The 17,335-nt window shown below is 72.2% G+C and carries 15 protein-coding genes; 3 read left to right on the top strand and 12 right to left on the bottom strand.

Annotated features, from left to right (window positions below):
* Positions 1–4: 4 nt before the first annotated feature.
* From lepB (ABD194_RS14470) to rplS, 3 genes are read right to left on the bottom strand one after another with little or no spacing between them, the layout of a single operon-like run.
* A complete protein-coding gene (gene lepB, locus ABD194_RS14470; RefSeq protein ID WP_343992541.1) occupies positions 5–886 on the bottom strand; it encodes a signal peptidase I in 882 nt (293 codons plus the stop codon).
* Entirely contained in the window at positions 886–1,674 is a 789-nt protein-coding gene (gene lepB, locus ABD194_RS14465) for a signal peptidase I (protein WP_343992539.1), read from the bottom strand. The genes lepB (ABD194_RS14470) and lepB (ABD194_RS14465) overlap by 1 nt, the downstream gene beginning before the upstream one ends.
* Before the next feature lie 42 nt (positions 1,675–1,716).
* Positions 1,717–2,103: a 50S ribosomal protein L19 gene (rplS, locus tag ABD194_RS14460; RefSeq protein ID WP_343992537.1), complete on the bottom strand. Its 387-nt coding sequence runs from the start codon at positions 2,101–2,103 to the stop codon at positions 1,717–1,719.
* Between the two features lie 241 nt (positions 2,104–2,344).
* Between rplS and ABD194_RS14455 the strand changes: the two genes are divergently transcribed.
* Positions 2,345–3,103 (top strand): ABC transporter permease, encoded by a 759-nt coding sequence (locus ABD194_RS14455; protein ID WP_343992535.1) that lies wholly within the window; start codon positions 2,345–2,347, stop codon positions 3,101–3,103.
* A 39-nt stretch (positions 3,104–3,142) separates the two neighbouring features.
* Here the strand turns inward: ABD194_RS14455 and trmD are convergent, their stop codons facing one another.
* From trmD to rpsP, 4 genes are all read right to left on the bottom strand, one after another.
* Positions 3,143–4,339 carry a tRNA (guanosine(37)-N1)-methyltransferase TrmD gene (gene trmD, locus ABD194_RS14450; RefSeq protein WP_343994165.1) on the bottom strand — a complete coding sequence of 399 codons (1,197 nt, stop codon included), beginning with the start codon at positions 4,337–4,339 and terminating at the stop codon, positions 3,143–3,145.
* Between the two features lie 32 nt (positions 4,340–4,371).
* Positions 4,372–4,899, bottom strand: a complete 528-nt coding sequence (gene rimM / locus ABD194_RS14445) for a ribosome maturation factor RimM (protein WP_343992533.1) — start codon at positions 4,897–4,899, stop codon at positions 4,372–4,374.
* Positions 4,900–5,059: 160 nt separating this feature from the next.
* Positions 5,060–5,302 carry an RNA-binding protein gene (locus ABD194_RS14440; protein WP_142184219.1) on the bottom strand — a complete coding sequence of 81 codons (243 nt, stop codon included), beginning with the start codon at positions 5,300–5,302 and terminating at the stop codon, positions 5,060–5,062.
* Positions 5,303–5,304: 2 nt separating this feature from the next.
* Positions 5,305–5,790, bottom strand: coding sequence for a 30S ribosomal protein S16 (rpsP, locus tag ABD194_RS14435; protein ID WP_343992530.1), 486 nt, complete (start codon positions 5,788–5,790; stop codon positions 5,305–5,307).
* A gap of 314 nt (positions 5,791–6,104) precedes the next feature.
* Between rpsP and ABD194_RS14430 the strand changes: the two genes are divergently transcribed.
* On the top strand, positions 6,105–10,055 hold the full coding sequence (locus tag ABD194_RS14430; RefSeq protein WP_343992528.1) for a beta-galactosidase: 3,951 nt from the start codon (positions 6,105–6,107) through the stop codon (positions 10,053–10,055).
* 117 nt (positions 10,056–10,172) lie between these two features.
* Here ABD194_RS14430 and ABD194_RS14425 read toward each other — a convergent pair whose 3' ends face one another.
* The 4 genes from ABD194_RS14425 to ffh form a co-directional block, all read right to left on the bottom strand.
* Positions 10,173–11,108: a GNAT family N-acetyltransferase gene (locus ABD194_RS14425; protein ID WP_343992526.1), complete on the bottom strand. Its 936-nt coding sequence runs from the start codon at positions 11,106–11,108 to the stop codon at positions 10,173–10,175.
* Positions 11,098–12,186 carry an amidohydrolase family protein gene (locus ABD194_RS14420; protein ID WP_343992524.1) on the bottom strand — a complete coding sequence of 363 codons (1,089 nt, stop codon included), beginning with the start codon at positions 12,184–12,186 and terminating at the stop codon, positions 11,098–11,100. Before ABD194_RS14420 ends, ABD194_RS14425 begins: the two co-directional genes overlap by 11 nt.
* Positions 12,187–12,251: 65 nt before the next feature.
* Positions 12,252–12,551: a DUF350 domain-containing protein gene (locus ABD194_RS14415; RefSeq protein WP_486388609.1), complete on the bottom strand. Its 300-nt coding sequence runs from the start codon at positions 12,549–12,551 to the stop codon at positions 12,252–12,254.
* A gap of 231 nt (positions 12,552–12,782) precedes the next feature.
* On the bottom strand, positions 12,783–14,408 hold the full coding sequence (gene ffh / locus ABD194_RS14410; protein ID WP_343992519.1) for a signal recognition particle protein: 1,626 nt from the start codon (positions 14,406–14,408) through the stop codon (positions 12,783–12,785).
* Positions 14,409–14,490: 82 nt separating this feature from the next.
* On the opposite strand from ffh, the gene ABD194_RS14405 reads away from it, so the two are divergent.
* A complete protein-coding gene (locus ABD194_RS14405; protein WP_343992516.1) occupies positions 14,491–14,925 on the top strand; it encodes an NUDIX hydrolase in 435 nt (144 codons plus the stop codon).
* Positions 14,926–14,934: 9 nt separating this feature from the next.
* Here the strand turns inward: ABD194_RS14405 and ABD194_RS14400 are convergent, their stop codons facing one another.
* Complete coding sequence (locus ABD194_RS14400; RefSeq protein ID WP_343992514.1) at positions 14,935–17,307, bottom strand: [protein-PII] uridylyltransferase; 2,373 nt, start codon at positions 17,305–17,307, stop codon at positions 14,935–14,937.
* Positions 17,308–17,335 lie beyond the last annotated feature (28 nt).

Genomic DNA, 17,335 nt, shown 5'->3' with positions numbered 1-17,335 from the left:
CCGATCAGCCCGCCGCGACCTTGGTCGCCGAGGCGCTGGGCTTGCCGCTCGGGGCCGGGTGGACCGCGGCCTTCTTGGCCGGCGTCGAGCTCGGGGCCGGCACCTGCCCGAAGGTGCGCTCGGGGACGCCCAGCCAGGTCACGTGGTCGATCGGCCAGACGATGAACAGGGCGCGGCCCACGATCTTGTCCATGGGGACCGAGCCGGTGGCTCCCGTGCCGTCGTCGTGCCAACGGCTGTCGGAGGAGTCGGACCGATGGTCGCCCATGACCCAGACGCGGCCGGCCGGGACGGTGATGTTGAACTTCTTGCCCTCACTCGGGAAGTCGCCCGGCTTGATGTAGGGCTCGGTGATCTCGACGCCGTTGACCTTGATCTTGCCGGTGTCACCGTCTGCCTGGACGTGGTCTCCGGGCAGCCCGATCACGCGCTTGATGAGGTGGTTCTCGGAGTCCTCCGGCAGCAGGCCGACGAAGACCAGCGCGTCGTGGAAGGGCCCGCCCACGGTGCTGTGCGTCTCGCCGAGGTTGTTGAGCCAGGGGGTGGGCACGCCGGGGTCCTCGAAGACGACCACGTCGCCGCGCTTGAGGTCGAACGGTCCCGGGGTCAGCTTGCTGACGATGACGCGGTCGTCCTTGACGAGCGTGTTCTCCATCGAGCCGGAGGGGATGTAGAAGGCCTGGAAGAGCCAGGTCTTGACGACGAACGACAGCGCCATCGCCAGCACGATGACGATGACCAGCTCCTTGATGCCGGCCAGGAGCGTGGCGCCGAAACCGCGCCTGTCGTCGTCGTAGTCCTCGTCGACGTCGTCGTCCGGGTCGTCGATGTCGTCAGCGGTACGCCCGCGCGTGGGGTCTTCGGGGCGTCCGGTGTACTGCGACATCACTCACCATTTCGTGGAACGGGGACAGCTGGGCCTGCGGCGACCGGCCCGAGCCGATCGAGCGGCCAGTATCGCACCCATACCTTGCCGATGATGTCGTCCCCGGGCACCGTGCCGCCCCCCGGCTCGCCGAGGTGCGCGCGCGAGTCTGCCGACGAACCGCGGTTGTCACCCATCACCCAGAACCGGTCGGGAGGCAGGGTCACGTCGAACGTCATGGCGCTGGGCCGCTGGCCCGGGGCGATGTAAGGCTCGGTCAGCGGGACACCGTTGACCTCCAGGCGTCCGTCGCTCGCGCAGCACCGCACGTGGTCGCCGGGTAGCCCGATGAGGCGCTTGACGTAGTCGGTGGGCTGGCCCCTGCCGGTCAGGCTCTGCACCGCCGCGGCGAGCGTCTGCAGGACACCGCGGTCGGGCGCCCTCAGGTGGAACGCGTCGGACGCATCGAAGACGATGATGTCGCCGCGGTGCAGGTCGCGTGGTGCGGTCAGCCGGCTGACCAGGATGCGGTCGCCCACCAGCAGCGTGTCCTGCATGGAGCCGCTGGGGATCCCGAAGGGCGTCAGCAAGAAGGCGCGCACGACGACGATCGCGAGCAGGAGCAGCGCGGGGCCGAGGAGCCAGCGGTTGCGGCGTACGGCATACCCGCGCGCACCGCCTGCGCTTCCGGCGTCTCCGGCTTCTTCTGCACCTTCTCCCAGTCCCGGACCGGGACGCGACGAAGGCGCGGCGGTCCCCGGGTCGGGGGCCGTGCCGGAGCTCTCCGGGACGGCCGGCTCGGGGTCCACCGCGCCTCGCGTCGTCAGACGGACGTCTGCGTCAGCAGGACGTCAGCTCTTGGCGCCGGCCTTGGCCGCGCCCTTGGCGGGGACGTTGTCGCGCTTCTCGCGGATCTTGGCCGCCTTGCCCCGCAGGCCGCGCAGGTAGTAGAGCTTCGCGCGGCGGACGTCACCACGGGTCACGAGCTCGATCTTGTCGATGACCGGCGTGTGCACCGGGAAGGTGCGCTCGACGCCGACGCCGAAGGAGATCTTGCGGACCGTGAAGGTCTCGCCGATGCCGCCACCGTGGCGACGGATCACGACGCCCTGGAAGACCTGGACGCGCGAGCGCGTGCCCTCGATGACCTTGACGTGGACCTTGAGGGTGTCACCGGCGCGGAACTCGGGGACGTCCGTGCGCAGCGATGCCGCGTTGATGTCGTCGAACGTGTGCATGATGATTCACTTTCCTGGGTGCCACAGGCCACCTTGTCGCCGAAAGATGGACGCGTCCGCCTGGCCGCGTCGAGCCACCACTCGAGCTGGTCGAGACCCTGGTGACCCGACTCCCCCTGTGGCAGGGGCCGTCGTGTGCCGGACGCAAGGAGCCAGTCTGCCAGAGCACGCCGCGTCCGGGGAAATTCGCCGCGGCCGCCGCACGTTCGAAGGACCCGCGAGCGTGCCCTAGCGTGGCCCCGTGGACGTCTCCCCCGGCTGGCCCGTCGTTGTCTGCCTCCTCATCCTGCTCGCGGTCACGGTCGTGGCCAACCGCGTCGGGGGACTCGGCCTCGGCCGGCAGTCGGTGCTCGCCGGAGGACGGGCCGTCGTGCAGCTGACGCTCGTCGCGCTGGTGATCACGGCCGTGGTGGGTTCCCTCTGGCTGTCGTTCGTGGCGGTGCTCGCCATGTTCACGATGGCGGTGGCCACGACCTCCAAGCGGGTCGGCGCGCCGAGGACCTGGCCGTGGGCCGCGGCGGCGATGGCGTGCGGCGTGGTGCCCGTCGTCGCTGTCATCCTCGCCACGCGCGCGGTCCCGCTGACCGGGATCGCGCTCATCCCGATCGCGGGCATCGTCATCGGCAACACGATGACCGTGCACACCCTGGTGGGGCGGCGCACCTTCGCGGCCCTGCGCGAGGAGCACGGTCAGTACGAGGCGTGCCTGTCGCTCGGCCTCACCTCGGGCCAGGCCATCGACGAGATCATCGCCAGGCGGGTGCCGGAGGGCATCCTCCCGAGCCTCGACCAGGTCCGCACCTCGGGAGTGGTGACGCTGCCCGGGGCCTTCATCGGCGTCATGCTCGGGGGCGGCAGCGCGATCCAGGCGGCCACGGCGCAGGTCCTCGTGCTCTTCGCCATCATGGCCACCCAGTCGATCACCGCGGGGGTGCAGGCCCGGCTCATCCGCCGTCGCCTCCTGCTGCCCGCCGACCTCGGCGTGGCGCTCGTCTCCTGAGCGTCCCGAGCAACCGGAGCAACCCGAGCGGCCCCGCGGTCAGCGGCGACGCCGGGCCAGCGTGATCGTGCCGGGGACGTCCGACGGCGCGTCGACAAGACGGTAGCCCGCCTTCTTGTACCGCTTCAGCTCGTCGGCGTCCGGTGCCACCGTGCGCAGCACGAGGGTGCGTATGCCGTCCGGCGCCGTCGACTCCGCGTGCTCGAGGAGGCGCGGGCCGACGTCACCCCCCTGCAGGTCGGGGGCCACGCAGAGTCGCTCGGCGACCCAGCTGTCGCCCGTCCCCGACGAGCCCGACGCGCGCGTGGTGCGGACGGCGCCGACGAGCCGGCCGGCGATGCGGGCGACCCAGGTCTGCCCCGTCTCGAGACCGGCCCGCACGTCGTCGAGGCTCTCGCGCAGCGCCGGGGTGTCGAGTGCCCCCGTCTCGACGACCTCGTTCGCCGCGCAGGCGCGTCGGAGGACGGCGAGCTCGGGGACGTCGCCCGGGGTGGCTGCCGAGATCTCCAGGTCGCCGTGCGGGCCGGCGTGCGAGGCGTGGAGCAGGTCGGGCCGGCGCGCGGCCGTGCGGGCCAGGCGCTGCTCGTGACGCCAGGCCGCGATGGCGCCGTGGTTGCCCGAGAGCAGCACCGGGGGCACCTCGCGCCCGTTCCACGAGCTGGGCTTGGTGTAGATCGGGTACTCGAGCAGGCCGTCCTCGTGCGACTCCTCGACGAGGGACTCGGCGTTGCCGATGACGCCGGGAACGAGGCGCCCGATGGCCTCCACCATCGCCAGCACCGCCACCTCGCCCCCGTTGAGGACGTAGTCGCCGAGGCTGACGACCGAGACCTCGAGGCCGAGGTCCTCACGGGCGTGGTCGTAGACGCGCTCGTCGATGCCCTCGTAGCGGCCGCAAGCGAACGCGAGCCACGGCTCCAGCGCGAGCTGCCGGGCCAGCGCCTGCGTGAAGGGCTGTCCGCCGGGACCGGGGACGACCAGGTGCGGCCGGGCTCCGGAGGGGTTGTCCAGCGCCAGCACGTGGTCGAGCGCCTCGGACCACGGCTGCGGCTTCATGACCATGCCGGCTCCCCCGCCGTACGGGGTGTCGTCGACGGTGCGGTGGCGGTCGTGGGTGAAGTCGCGCAGGTCGTGCACGCGGACGTCGAGCAGGCCGTCCTCGCGGGCCTTGCCGATGAGCGAGAGCTCGAGCGGCGCGAGGTAGTCGGGGAAGATCGAGACGACGTCGAGGCGCATCGCCGGGCGCGCGGCGTGGGCGTCGGCCGCGGTCACTCGGTGCCCTCGCGGTAGAGGTCGAAGAGCCCGGGCGGGGGGTCCACGACCACGTGGTCGTCGGCGACCGTGGGCACGATCCGCTTGACGAACGGGACGTATGCAGTGGTGCCGTCGTCGAGCATGAGCACCAGCCGGTCCTGGGCCGGGCCGATCTCGAGGCCGCTCACCGTCCCGACCCGCTGCCCGCTGGTGTCGCGCACCTCGAGCCCGACGAGGTCCTCCTCGTAGAACGCCTCGTCCTCCGTCGTGGGCGTCGACTCGGGCAGCACGAGGCGCGTGCCGCGCAGGCTCTCGGCCCCGGTCCGGTCGGGGATCTCCTCGAAGGTGAGCAGCCAGATGCCGCGGTGGACCCTCGTCGAGGCGATGGTCAGCGAGGTGGGCACACCGGAGCCCGGCTCGGCCTCGGTGGCGATGACGGAGCCGACGGCGAACCGCGTCTCGGGGTCGTCGGTGTGCAGCTGGACGGTCACCTCTCCCCGCAGACCGTGGGGCTTGCCGATGCGGGCGAGGACGACGTTCATGGGCCGAATCCTCTCAGGTTTGGCAGCGGCCCGAGACCGGTGCCGGACGGGCGTGAGCAGACGCGACAGGGGCGCCCCGGAGATCCGGGACGCCCCTGTCGGTGGCGCGGTCGCGACTCGGAAGGAGTCGGGTGCGACGCGGGTCGAGCTCGGTCGACGCTCAGCGCACGCGGTCGGTGTCGACGATGTCGACGCGTACGTTGTTGTTGCCCGCGAGGGCGCCGACGACGGTGCGCAGGGCGCTCGCCGTGCGGCCGGAACGGCCGATGACGCGGCCGAGGTCGTCAGGGTGGACCCGGACCTCGAGCAGCTCACCGCGGCGCAGCTCCTTGCGGCGCACGACGACGTCCTCGTCGTGGTCGACGATGCCCTTGACGAGGTGCTCGAGCGCCTCCTCGAGCATGCTCAGGACTCGCTCTTCTCAGAGGTCAGGCTGCGCTCGGCCTCGGCTTCCTGGGTGACCTGCGTCTCGACGGCGTCCTCGAGAGCGGCGACGTCGGCCGTCTCGGACTTGGCCTCGGCAACCTTCTTGGCGCTCTTGCGGCGCGCCGTCGGGCCGTCCGTGCCGGCGTCGTTCTTGCCACCGGCGGCGGCGACGGCAGCCTCGTAGAGGTCCCTCTTCGAGGTCTTGGGCTCCTTGGTCTGGAGCTTGCCCTCGTCGACGACCTTGATGAGGGCCGCGACGGCCTCGGTGGGCTGGGCGCCCTGGCTCAGCCAGTAGTGCGCGCGCTCGATGTCGATGTCGATGAGCGACGGCTGCTCGGTGGGGTGGTACTTGCCGATCTCCTCGATGGCACGGCCGTCGCGCTTGGTGCGCGAGTCCATGACGACGACGCGGTAGAACGGTGCACGGATCTTGCCCATGCGCTTCAGGCGGATCTTGACAGCCACTGTGGCGGTCTCCTCATTCGGTAGTGAGCGCGGCGAGACCGGCTGGGTTCAGCCGGGGTGCCGACGCTCCGTGTGTAGGCGTCCGGTCCAGCCGAGAGGGGGCCGGACGGGTACAGCCCTCCATTCTGCCAGACGTCGAGCACTGCTCCGACCAGGGTGGCAGGGGCGGCGGCCCGGGTGTTCCCGTCCTGAACCTGTCCTGCTCTTGTCCGGTCAAATCATGGCAAAGAGCGTTGACATGGCCCGACAGAACTTCACACGATCGACCAACATCGGACATCCACCGATGACGGTGATCCAGGGAGGTAGACGGCATGAGCACCGCGGCACGGCGCAGGCAGGGGTCCAACCGACGTGGGGGTCGGGCCGGCGGCCGGCGATGGCGAGCCACCGCCGCGGTGGCGGCTGCCGGCCTGCTCGCCATGCTTTGCGCGCCGCTGTCCGCGAGCGCGGTGACGACCGCGGTCGCGCCGGCCGCCGGCGTCGCGGCGGAGAGTCCGGGCCCGGCCGGGTCGACGGCCCCGGCTGCCAGCGCCCCCACCGCCGCATCCGGCACCCACACGGTGACCTACGACAAGTACTCCCTCATGATCGACGGAAAGCGCACCTTCGTCTGGTCTGGGGAGTTCCACTACTGGCGGCTGCCCAGCCCCAGCCTGTGGCGCGACATGCTCCAGAAGATGAAGGCCGAGGGCTACAACGCCACCTCGATCTACTTCGACTGGGCCTACCACTCGCCGAAGCAGGGGGTCTACGACTTCAGCGGCATCCGGGACGTGGACAAGCTGCTCGACATCGCCCAAGAGGTCGGTGTCTACGTCATCGCCCGCCCCGGGCCGTACATCAACGCCGAGACCAGCAGCGGCGGCTTCCCCGGATGGCTGACCAACCAGGCGGGCAAGGCGCGCAGCGACGCACCTGACTACCTCGCGGCCTCCGACGAGTGGCTCGGCAGGATCGACGAGATCCTGGCCCGGCACCAGCTGACCAACGGCACCGGGACGGTCATCCTCTACCAGATCGAGAACGAGCTGGCGACGGCCGGCACCTCGCAGAAGGCGTACATGAGCCACCTCTACGGGAAGGTGCGCGCCGACGGCATCACCGTCCCGATCTTCCACAACGACAAGGGCCGCAACGGCATCTGGGTGCCCAAGCCCTCGTCCGTCAGCGGCACCGTCGAGGGCCCGGCCGACCTGTACGCGTTCGACGGCTACCCCGGTGGCACCTGCCGGACCGATGCGACCCCGGGCGCTCCGTCGGCCGCGCCGGACTGGGGCATCTGGGGCACGGGCGGGGCCAAGGGCGGCTCGGCCGCCTCCCCCGAGACGCCGGGCTTCGTCGCCGAGTTCGGCGGCGGCTGGTTCGACTACTGGGGCAGCAACGGCACCTACGACTGCACCGCGGTCCGACAGGGTCCCGGCTACGAGCGCGTCTTCTACGGCACGAACATCGCCAACCGGCTCACGCTGCAGAACTTCTACATGACGTTCGGCGGCACGTCGTGGGGCTGGCTGCCGGCACCGGTCGTCTACAGCTCCTACGACTACGGCGCGGCCTTCGACGAAGCGCGCCAGATCCGGCCCAAGGCCACGACCATGAAGGAGCTCGGGCTCTTCCTGCAGAGCGTCGATCCGATCACCAAGGTCGACAAGGGCGACCCCGTCAGCCCGTCGAACCCCCGGATCCGCGTCTACCACGACGTCAACCCCGACACGGCGACCCACTTCTACGTCGCCGTGCACAACCCGTCGAGCTCGACGACCGACGAGACCTTCACCTTCCCGGTGGACACCCCTGACGGCCACTACACGGTGCCGCAGCAGGGGTCGCTGCACGTCGACGGACAGGACGCCAAGATCCTCGTCGCGAACTACGACCTCGGCGGCCAGCACCTCGTCTACTCGACGTCAGAGGTCATGACCGAGCTGGCCCAGGGTGGCAAGGACCTGGCCCTGCTCTACGGACGCCACGGTGAGGACGGCGAGACGGTCCTTCGCTACTCCTCCCGCCCGCACGTCACCTCGACCGGCGGCGCCGTGTCGAGCACGTGGGACCCGGCGACGGGAGACCTCCGGCTCGACTACCAGCACGACGGCCTCACTCGCGTCCAGGTCAGCGGGGGCGAGCGGCCGCAGCTGACCCTGCTGCTCGCCGACGAGGCGACGGCCGGGACCTTCTGGCGACAGGACACCGCCGCCGGGCCCGTGCTCGAGCGCGGTCCCGAGCTCGTCCGCACCGCCGCCGTGGACGGCTCGACGCTCACACTCACCGGAGACACCAAGGACGCCACCGACCTGGAGGTCTGGGGCCCCTCCCAGATCCACCGGGTGACCTGGAACGGCGCCGCGGTCACCGTGTCGCCGACGTCCTCGGCGTCGGTCACCGCCGACGCCCGGCTCGCCGGGGCCCTACGGGTCTCGCTGCCCGTCCTGCGCGACTGGAAGGCAGCACCGGGCTCACCCGAATCGGAGGCAGGCTTCGACGACTCCGGGTGGGCCGTGGCCGACCACACCTCGACCAACAGCACGACCAAGCCCCCGGCCGGTGCGCCGGTCCTCACCGCCGACGACTACGGCTTCCACCAGGGCGACGTCTGGTACCGCGGCCGCTACACCCAGGGCTCCGCTGCTGCCTCGGTGAACCTGCGCTACGGCGGAGGCGGCGCCGGCATGCTCCAGGCCTGGCTCGACGGCACCTACCTCGGCGAGCACGTGCTCCCCTCCGGCGTCTCCTCCCCCGCGACGACCGGGACCGCGTCCTTCCCCGTCCCGGCGGAGCTGCGGACGGACGGTCCGCACGTGCTCTCGGTCATGGTCCGCAACAACGGCCACAACGAGGACGGCGGCGTCAACGACGCGCACAAGGAGGGCCGTGGTCTCATCTCGGCCACCTTCACCGGCGCAGCCAGCGCCGCGGTCCCCCTGACCCCGACGTGGCGCATCCAGGGCAACCTCGGCGGGGAGGACCTCGTCGACCCGGTCCGGGGCGTCGCCAACGCGGGCGGCCAGTTCGGCGAGCGCCACGGCTGGGCACTGCCGGGCTACGACGACTCGACGTGGGCAGCGGCCTCCGTCCCCGCGACCGGCGCCGCCGCCCCCGGTACCACGTGGTACCGCACCTCGTTCCCGCTGGCCGTCCCGGAGGCGGACGACGCGTCGCTCGGCATCACGATCGGCGACCCCTCTGTGCCGCGCTCGGGCGGCCACTACCGCGCGCTCGTGTTCGTCAACGGCTGGAACGTCGGCCAGTACGTCGCCGATGTCGGTCCGCAGCACACCTTTGTGGTGCCCAACGGCATCCTCGACCCGCACGGCAGCAACACGCTGGCCCTCGCCGTCACGAGCGACGGCGGTCCGGGTGACGGACTCGAGAAGGTGTCCCTGACCGACCTCGGGACCGTCCGGGGCGGCGTCCCCGTCGAGCAGGTCGCAGCCCCTCGGTGGGACGCGACGGCATACGGCGACCCGGCCGTGCCGGCCCAGGTCTCGATGGGCTCGCTCACGAGCGACGCCGGCACTCCGACGCGCCCCGGTGACGTCATCCACGTCCAGGGCACGCTGGCCAACCGCTCGGGGGGCCCGGCCACGTCGGTGGTGACGGGCCTGCAGGCACCGGCGGGATGGGTCATCACGCCCGCCGGCGACACGCCGGGCGACCCGCTCGAGCCCGGCGCCACCCGCACGCTGCGCTGGACCGTGACGGTCCCTCCCGACGCCCGCACCGGCTCTGCCGAGCTGACGGCGTGGGCCACGTACGCCCAGGACGGACGTCCCGGGCGCACCGGCAGCACCGTGCCCGTGACCGTCCGCAGCTCCGGAGACCAGTTCGTCAGCGACCTGCCGTTCCTCTCGGCCACCAACGGCTACGGCCCCGTCGAGCGGGACAGCAACGTCGGTGGTTCGTCCGCCGGCGACGGCGGGCCGCTCACCGTGGCCGGCGTCGCCTACGCCAAGGGGCTCGGCACCAACGCGGTCAGCAGCGTGACGCTCGCCGTGCCCGCGGGCTGCACGTCGTTCACGACGGGCGTGGGCGTCGACGACGCCGCCGGCGCGGGACGTGGCTCGGTCGTCTTCTCGGTGCTCGTCGACGGCGTCGCCAAGGCGACGACCGGCGTGCTGCGCCAGGGAACTGTCGCCCGGACCCTGACGGTCGACGTCACGGGCAGCCAGACCCTGACGCTCACCGTCGGCGACGGAGGCGACGGCAACGGTCACGACAACGCCGACTGGGTCGACGCGCAGCTGCTCCACTGCACCGGCTGACCCGGCACCCCCGGGAGGGCCCGGGTCGGCACACCGGTGCCGGCCCGGGCCCGTCCCGCATCCGGCGCGTGTTGCCGCCCGTCGCCCTGTGCCCTCGCCGTATGCCGTCCGCTCGCGTCAGGCGAACGCCGCGCGGACCGCGAGGGCGTGGCGCACGACGTCACGCTTCGGCACGTCGAAAGCCGCGTCGAACACCGGCACCACCGAGGGGTCGAAGCCGGCCCGGGCCAGGCCCATCCGCAGCGCCGGGCCCGTCACCCCGCACTCGAGCACGCCTCCGACGGGTGAGGAGCGGAGCAGCTCGAACAGGCTGTCGGTGTTCCCGACCACCGTGGAGGAGAAGAGCGGGATGCCCAGCTCGGTCGCGACAGCCGCGGCGAGGCTGGTCCCGGCGTCGTAGCCCCCGGTGCGGTGGACGACGCAGGCCGTGCGCCGGTGGGCGTGCTGGGAGTAGGGCGCGGCGGGCCAGTCGCTCGCCAGCACGGTGTAGCGGTCATGGTCGCGCCAGTCGCGGCGCCCATCAGGGCCAGGCAGGTGCAGGAAGTCGCGGGAGAAGCCCTCGTGCACGAACCCCAGCGACCTGACCAGTCCCGCGGAACGGTGGTTGGCGGGCTGGATGTTGGCCTCCAGGCGGTGCAGGCCCATGCCGTGCGGCGGGTCCTCGAAGACGAGGTCGAGCACGAGCCGCAGGCCCTCCGCGAAGAGGCCCCGTCCGGCATACGGGTCGTAGGAGTCATAGCCCACGGTGGCGCTGCGGAAGGCACCCTCCACGACGTTGGCGACGTTGATGCGGCCCACGAGGCCGTGCGAGCCCTCGGGCTCGAGCGCGATGACCATGAAGGTCCGGTAGGTCCGCGACTGGTTCTCCAGGACCGCCGGCAGGTTGTGCGGGTTGGGGATCGCGAAGTCGGCGAGGCGCCGCTCCGAGAGGGTGACGGCAGCGGCATACGCGCTGATGTCGGCGGGGGACGGTGGGCGCACCTCGACGCGCTCCCCCAGCGCGGTCAGCGGGTGCTCCGGTCGCACGGACGGGGGCAGGGCGTCAGGCGACAACGCGACCTCGCAGGACGACGCCCAGAGGGTCACCGACCGTCGTGACGTCGACCCGGGGGTCCGACGCGCACACGACGAGGTCGGCGTCCTCACCTTCGGCGATGCCCGGGCGCCCGAGCCACTCGCGCGCCCCCCACGTCGCGGCGGAGACCACCTCGGTGGCCGTCAGCCCGGCCTTGGTCAGCTCGACCATCTCCTGGGCGACGAGACCGTGCGGGAGGCTGCCCCCGGCGTCGGTGCCGACGAAGATCGACACGCCCGCCTCGTGCGCCGCGCCGACGGTGGCATGACGGCGCTCGTGCAGGTCGAGCATGTGGCGGTGGTAGTCGGGGAACTTCTCCCTGGCCGGGGCCGCGAGGTCGGGGAACTGCGCGATGTTGACCAGGGTCGGCACGATCGCGATGCCCTGCGCGGCGAAGGTGTCGATGGAGTCCTCCTGCAGCCCGGTCGCGTGCTCGATGCAGTCGATGCCCGCGGCCGCGAGGTCCCGCAGCGACTGCTCCCCGAAGCAGTGTGCCGTCACCCGGACGCCCTCCTCGTGCGCCGCGGCGACCGCCGCCTTGACGGCGTCCTGGGACCAGCTCGGCGCGAGGTCGCCCACCTCACGGTCGATCCAGTCGCCGACGAGCTTGACCCAGCCGTCGCCGCGGTGGGCCTCGAGCCGAACGTGGCGCTCGAGCTCGTCCTCCTCGACCTCATGGGCGAAGTTGCGGATGTATCGACGTGTGCGGGCGATGTGGCGCCCGGCACGGATGATCTTCGGCAGGTCTTCGCGCTCGTCGACCCAGCGCGTGTCGCCGGGCTGCCCGGCGTCGCGGATCAGGAGCGTGCCGTGGTCGCGGTTCGTGAGGGCCTGCTGCTCGGCCTCCTCGCGCGGCACCTCCCCGTGCGGTCCCAGGCCCACGTGGCAGTGCGCGTCCACGAGGCCGGGCAGCACCCAGCCCTCGAGCGTCTGCACGTCGCTTCGGTCGGTCGGCGGGGTGAGGGAGACCTTGCCCCCGATGACCCAGAGCTCGTCGACCACCTCGTCCGGACCGACCAGCACCCGACCGCGGACGTGGAGCACCGGTGCACTCATGGACCAGACCCTAGCCTCCGCCCCGTGGGCGTTCGAAACGACGTGCGGGAGCGTCGCCGCGCGGCTCAGGCGATGGAGGCGACGACCACGAGCGACACGGCCGCCTGCGCCGCCGCGGCGACGAGCGCGGCCGGGTGGGACTCCCGCTGGGTCACGAGCTCGGCCATGTCTCCCGGCGTCACGAGGTCGAGCAGCCGGAAGGCGAGCGCCTGCAGCACGACGCCGAGGAGGCCGAACACGACGGTCGATCCGAGGGCCTCACCGACCGCGCCGGAGCCGTTGACCCAGATCGCCGTGAAGACGATGCCCCCGAGCCCGAGGAACCCGGAGGCGAGCACGATCGCGGCGTTGACCGAGCGCTCGATCCAGATGTGCGAGCCAGGCGCCCGGGGGGTGGGGTCTCCTCGGGGGCGTGCTGGTCACGACCGTCGTCGCGACGGGCCTACGACGTCACGAATGCGCCTCGGATCCCTCCGGCTCCTCCCGTGTGCAGCCGTCGGGGTCAGGAGCCCGGCGCCTGCACACAGCGGGCCCCAAGAGGACGTTGCCGCCGCGCCCGGTGGGGCACGGCGGCATACCTTCGCGACGGGCCCGGCTCAGCGACCGAGGAACTTCTCGAAGCCCTTGGGCAGGTTCGAGGGGTCGAAGCCGGCCAGCGGGTCGGCGTCACCCTCCGGCCCCGCGCCCGTGCCGGGGGCCCCGAACGCGCTCGCAGCCGAGGACGCCCGACCGGCTGCCGCCTTCTCCGCGGCGGCCCGCTCCTCGGCGGCGCGCTTGGCCGGGTTGCCGCTCTTGCTCTTCTTGCGCTGGGGCTGCTGCTTGCCGCGCTTGCCGGCCCCGGGGATTCCCGGCATGCCGGGGATCCCGCCGCCACCGCCGCGCGCCATGGACTTCATCATCTTCTGCGCCTGGCCGAACCGCTCGAGCAGCTGGTTGACCTCGGTGACGGTGACACCGGAGCCCTTGGCGATGCGGGCGCGGCGCGAGCCGTTGATCTGCTTGGGGTGGGTGCGCTCGAACGGGGTCATCGAGCGGACCATGGCCTCGACCCGGTCGAACTCGCGGTCGTCGAAGGCGTCGAGCTGGTCCCGCATCCCCTGCATGCCCGGCATCATCTTGAGCATCGACTTGAGCGAGCCCATCTTCTTGATGGCGTTCATCTGCTGGAGGAAGTCCTCGAAGGTGAAGTCCTCCTCCGCGAGGAACTTGCGCGCCATCTCGTCGGCCTGGCGCTTGTCGAATGCCTTCTCGGCCTGCTCGATGAGCGTCAGCACGTCGCCCATGTCGAGGATGCGACTGGCCATGCGGTCGGGGTGGAACACCTCGACGTCGGTGACCTTCTCACCGGTGGAGGCGAACATGATCGGCTCACCGGTGAGCTCGGCGACCGACAGGGCGGCGCCACCGCGGGCGTCACCGTCGAGCTTCGACAGGACGACACCGGTGAAGGCGACACCCTCGTGGAAGGCCTGGGCCGTCTCGACCGCCGCCTGGCCGATCATCGCGTCGAGGACGAACAGCACCTCGTCGGGCGAGATGGCCGTGCGGATGTCGGACGCCTGCTGCATGAGGTTGGCATCGACCGCGAGACGGCCGGCGGTGTCGACGATGACGACGTCGTACTGCTTGGCGCGGGCCTGCTCGATGCCCATCTGCGACACGGCGACGGGGTCGCCGAAGGAGCGGGTGCCCTCGCCGGAGCCGAGCACGGCGTCGTGGCCGCCCATGTTGCCGCGTTCGGGGGCGAAGACCGGGATGCCGGCGCGCTCGCCGACGACCTCGAGCTGGGTGACGGCGTTGGGGCGCTGCAGGTCGGCCGCGACGAGCAGCGGAGTGTGGCCCTGGTCCTTGAGCCACTTGCCGAGCTTGCCGGCGAAGGTCGTCTTGCCCGAGCCCTGGAGGCCCGCGAGCATGATGACGGTCGGCGGCTGCTTGGCGAAGCGGATGGTGCGCGTCTGCCCGCCGAGGATCGCGACGAGCTCCTCCTGCACGATCTTGACGACCTGCTGGGCGGGGTTGAGCGCCTGGCTGACCTCGGCCCCGAGGGCGCGCTCGCGCACGGAGGAGGTGAACCGCTTGACGACGGGCAGGGCCACGTCGGCGTCGAGCAGGGCGAGCCGGATGTCGCGGATCGTCGAGTTGACGTCGGACTCCGAGAGCCGGCCCTTCCCGCGGAGGTTCTTGAACGTCGCGGTCAGGCGGTCAGACAGGGATGCAAACACCCGGCAAGGTTATCCGTTCGTCGAGGACACTTCCGCACTCGCCGTTCCCCGAGCCCGTATGCCGGCGCGTAGGGTCGCGTGCGTGAGTGACCTGAGCGCCGACCCGTCCACGACCCCGCCGCCCTTCGTCGACAAGGTCGCCTGGGTGCAGGTGGTGGACCGGCGCCTCCTCGCGGCCCGCAGCGCCGGGCGCGAGCTCTTCTACCTGCCCGGTGGCAAGCGAGAGCCGGGCGAGAGCGACGTGCAGACCCTGGCGCGAGAGGTCGAGGAGGAGCTGTCCGTCACGGTCGAGCCCTCGACCGCCGTCCACATCGGGACCTTCGAGGCGCCCGCCGACGCTCGCGCCGACGGCCGCGTCGTGCGCCTCACCTGCTACACGGCAGACCACCGTGGCGAGCCGGCGCCCTCGCGGGAGATCGCAGAGATCGCCTGGCTGACGTCCGGTGACGGCGAGCGCGTGTCCGCCGCGAACCGGCTCGTCCTGGAGCACCTGCACCACACCGGCCTCATCGACTGAGGCCGGCGGTCAGTCGGCGTCGCAGGTGTCGCAGGTGTCGATGATCATCGCCACGGCCTGGGCGGCGCGGGCCGGCGCGAGCTGCCCGCCACCGAACTCGGTCACGTAGAAGGTGTCGAGGGTCTGGCCGGCATACGTGGCGATGTGTGCCGAGCGCACCGACAGGGACGCACGGGCGAGCGTGATGCCGATGTCCTGCAGCAGCCCCGGACGGTCGGTGGCGCGCACCTCGATGACCGTGGCGGTGTCCGAGGCGCTCGTGATGACCATGGCGCGAGTCGAGTCGACCGAGCCGGAGCCGGGGCTGCGCACGGCCGCGGACCTGCGGCGCTGCAACCGGCCCAGCGGCGCGCGGTCGCCGGCGCCCACGCGCCTGAGGTCACGGGCGATGACGTCGGGAAGGGGCGTCTCCCCACCCGGTGAGTCGACCCACCACTCGTTGACCGCGAGGCCGTCGAGGGTGCGCACGATGGCCGAGCGCACGACGAAACCGTGCGCGGCGAGCAGGCCCGCGGTGTCGGCGAAGAGGCCGGCGCGGTCGCGATCGACGATGTCGAGCCGGTGCGCCCCGCCGAGGGAGGTCACCGTGACGTACGCGTCCCCCGTCGCCACCCGCTCGAGGGCGTCGCGGGACAGTGCCAGCGCGTCGGTGGGTTCCACCACGAGGTCCCTCTCCTCCGGGGTCCGGGCGGTCAGGGCCGCGCGGCAGGTCTCGTAGAGCCGCTGCACGAGGCCGGCGCGCCAGTCGCTCCACGCCTTGGGACCGGCTGCCGACGCATCGGCCTCGGTCAGGGCCCGCAGCAGGTCGAGCGTCGTCACCGAGCCGTCGACGGCATCTGAGAGGGCGGCGATCGTCGCCGGGTCCTCGGGGTCGCGGCGCGTGGCGAGGTCGACCAGGGTCAGGTGCTCGCGCACGAGTCGGACGACCGTGTGCCGGTCCCCGTGCGGGACGCCCATCCGTTGCAGCACGGTGTCGGCGAGCTCTCCACCGGTCGCGGAGTGGTCGCGCGAGCCGGCCACCTTGCCGATGTCGTGCAGCGCGGCTGCGAGCATCAGCAGGTCGGGACGCGCGACGTCGCGCACCATCCCGCTTGCGGCGACGACGGTCTCGACCAGGTGCCGGTCGACGGTGTGGCGGTGGACGGCGTTGCGCTGCGGGCGGCTGCGCACCGCTCGCCACTCGGGGATCCACCGCTCGACGACGCCGGCCAGGTCCAGGCCCTCCCACACCGTCACCAGACCGGGACCGGTCGCGAGCAGGTCGGCGAAGAGGTTGCGGGCGACCTCCGGCCACGGTTCGGGCAGGGCCGGCGCGCTCGCCGCGAGGTTGCGCAGGGTCGCGGGCGAGAGGGGTATGCCGCCGCGAGCGGCCACGACGGCCGCGCGCAGCGGGACGATGGGGTCGGACGACAGGTCCGCCGACGGTCCGAGGACCGCCTCCCCGTCGTGGCGGTAGAGGCCGTAGCCGAGCGGGGCGAGCTGCGGGCGGCGGGGGCCGACGCGCAGGGTGCGGGCGCGCTGGGACTGCATGGCGCGGCGCAGGGTGCCGTCGACGGCATACGCGATCGTCCTGGCGGAGGTGGAGAGGTCGGTGAGCAGGTCGTCGGCGTCGGAGTGGCCGAGCAGCGCCGCGCACGCGTCCTGGTCGTCCCGGGTGAGCCGGTCGCGCCCCCGCCCGGTCACGACGTGGATCGCGTCACGCACGTCGAGGATGCGCTCGTACGCCTCGTCGACCTCGCCGTGGGGCCTGTCGGTCAGCCACGCCGCCGTCAGGGCACGCAGGACCGACATGTCCCGCAGACCCCCGTGGGCCTCCTTGAGGTCGGGCTCGACGAGGTGGGCGAGGTCGCCCTGCCGGGCGTGGCGCTGCACGACCGACTCCTGCATCTCGCCGAGCCGCGTGCGCGCGTTGGCCCGCCAGTCGTGGGCCACGGTCGAGCGGGCGGCGTTGACGACGTCGGCGTCCCCGGCCACGTGCGTGAGGTCGAGCAACCCGACGGCCGCGGAGAGGTCCTCGGACGCCACGGTCCTGCACTCGGCCACGGTGCGCACGCTGTGGTCGAGGCGCACCCCCGCGTCCCAGATCGGGTACCACAGCTTGTCGGCGAAGGTGCCGACCTCCTTGCCCGACAGTCCCCGCGGGTGGTGCACGAGGACGAGGTCGTAGTCGCTGAGCGGGCCGCCGTCGCCGCGGGCGAGGGAACCGACGGCGGCGAGGGCGACACCCTCGTGGCGACGGCCCGCGCAGGCCTCGCGCCACAGCTCCTGCAGCCAGCCGGACCCGAACTCCGCGAGTGCCCGGCGCCGGTTCGGGCCGGCGCCGGGCGTCGCGAAGCTGCGGGTGCCGGCGAGGTCCAGACGCCTGGTGGTCACGTCCGTCATGTCAGGTCTCGCCGTCCCCTCGTCGTCA

Origin of the sequence: Terrabacter terrae (assembly GCF_039529575.1) — a bacterium.
GTDB lineage: Bacteria > Actinomycetota > Actinomycetes > Actinomycetales > Dermatophilaceae > Terrabacter > Terrabacter terrae.
The sequence above is the reverse complement of the archived record's forward strand: the minus strand, read 5'-3'. Positions and strand labels throughout refer to the sequence as shown.

Coding starts and splice junctions, on each gene's coding strand:
- lepB (WP_343992541.1), bottom strand. CDS start 886: ATGTCGCAGTACACCGGACGCCCCGAAGACCCCACGCGCGGGCGTACC.
- ABD194_RS14440 (WP_142184219.1), bottom strand. CDS start 5,302: ATGCTCGAGGAGGCGCTCGAGCACCTCGTCAAGGGCATCGTCGACCAC.
- rplS (WP_343992537.1), bottom strand. CDS start 2,103: ATGCACACGTTCGACGACATCAACGCGGCATCGCTGCGCACGGACGTC.
- rimM (WP_343992533.1), bottom strand. CDS start 4,899: ATGAACGTCGTCCTCGCCCGCATCGGCAAGCCCCACGGTCTGCGGGGA.
- ABD194_RS14420 (WP_343992524.1), bottom strand. CDS start 12,186: ATGAGTGCACCGGTGCTCCACGTCCGCGGTCGGGTGCTGGTCGGTCCG.
- ABD194_RS14400 (WP_343992514.1), bottom strand. CDS start 17,307: ATGACGGACGTGACCACCAGGCGTCTGGACCTCGCCGGCACCCGCAGC.
- trmD (WP_343994165.1), bottom strand. CDS start 4,339: ATGCGCCTCGACGTCGTCTCGATCTTCCCCGACTACCTCGCGCCGCTC.
- ABD194_RS14430 (WP_343992528.1), top strand. CDS start 6,105: ATGAGCACCGCGGCACGGCGCAGGCAGGGGTCCAACCGACGTGGGGGT.